We start from the raw sequence: 1,154 nt of genomic DNA on the forward strand, positions 1-1,154 counted from the left end.
GTGCAGCAGGCGGCGACGCCCGCGGTCGCCGCCGCGGCCGCCCCGAGCGCCGCGCTGCCCGCGGATCCCGCCGCGGCGTTGATGAGTGGCGCCGCGCTGCCCGCGCTCCCCGGTGTCGACCTGCTGTTCAAGCCTTTTCAGGATCTGCTGTCCTCCTTCGGCACCGGCGTCATGGGCGCGCTCAACCCGGCCACGCTGCTGAGCCAGTCCTCACAGGTCATCCAGAGCGCGATGCAGATCGGCCAGGGCGCACTCAAGAGCGTCGACCAGGTCTGGCAGGGGCAGGCCGCGCGCAACGCGCAGACCGCCGGCCAGCAGACCCAGGCCCACGGCGAGGACGCCGCCCAGCGCGGGTTCGACATCTCGAAGCTCACCGAGGAGGCCGCGGGCGTGGTACAGCGCGGCAACGTGCAGCTCACCGCCGTCGTCAATTCCCTTGCCGCACAAGCCTCGGCGCTGGCCCCGGTCATCTTCACCCCGCCCGCGCAGGCCACCCTGATCGGCATCGCCACCGAGCATCTCGGCCAGGCCGTCACCATCGTCAACGCCACTCGCGGCGAGCTCGCCGGATACACCGGGCAGCTCTCCGGTGTCGTGCAGCAGGTTCTGGGCACCGGCGGCGGCCCGAATCCGGCCGAGGTCGCGCAGTCGGTGGCACAGAACATCGGCCAGCCGATCATGGAACAGGCCCAGCAGCTGGTCTCGGGCACCGGCGCCGACACGATGGCCGCGGGCTTCGGCGATTCGGCCACCGGCGCGGGCTCGGCCTCGACGCACGCCTCGTCCTTCGGCGGCAACGGCGCGCACGCCGGTTCGGGCAGCGGCGGATTCGGTAGCGGCGCGGGCGGTGCGGTCGGCGGCCTAGGGGCGGTCGCGGGCTCCAAGCCCGGCGTACCGGGCGCGTCGACGCCCCGCGCCGCCCGGGCGGGGGGGGTTGCCCGGCCGGCGCCCCGCCCACCGCTGCTTGTGAGCGCGTTCGACCGCTCCCCGACCCCCCTGCCGCCGGCGGGGCCCGCGGACCGGGTCGTGCACCTGTCGGGCGGACGACAGGTCGAGCGGTCGCCGCCGATTTCTACGTGTCGGGCGGCCAGAGCATTCACAGCGTGGCCGAGAGCCTGACGCGAACCTGGGTGATGCAGAGTTTCTTCGCCTGT

At 73.9% G+C, this 1,154-nt stretch carries 1 pseudogene; it reads left to right on the plus strand.

Annotated features, from left to right (window positions below):
• A pseudogene (locus tag QH470_RS15030) lies at nucleotides 1-1,119 on the plus strand (hypothetical protein); the annotation flags it as partial.
• Nucleotides 1,120-1,154 lie beyond the last annotated feature (35 nt).

The organism is Nocardia wallacei (assembly GCF_029868745.1).
GTDB classification, from domain to species: Bacteria; Actinomycetota; Actinomycetes; order Mycobacteriales; family Mycobacteriaceae; genus Nocardia; species Nocardia wallacei_B.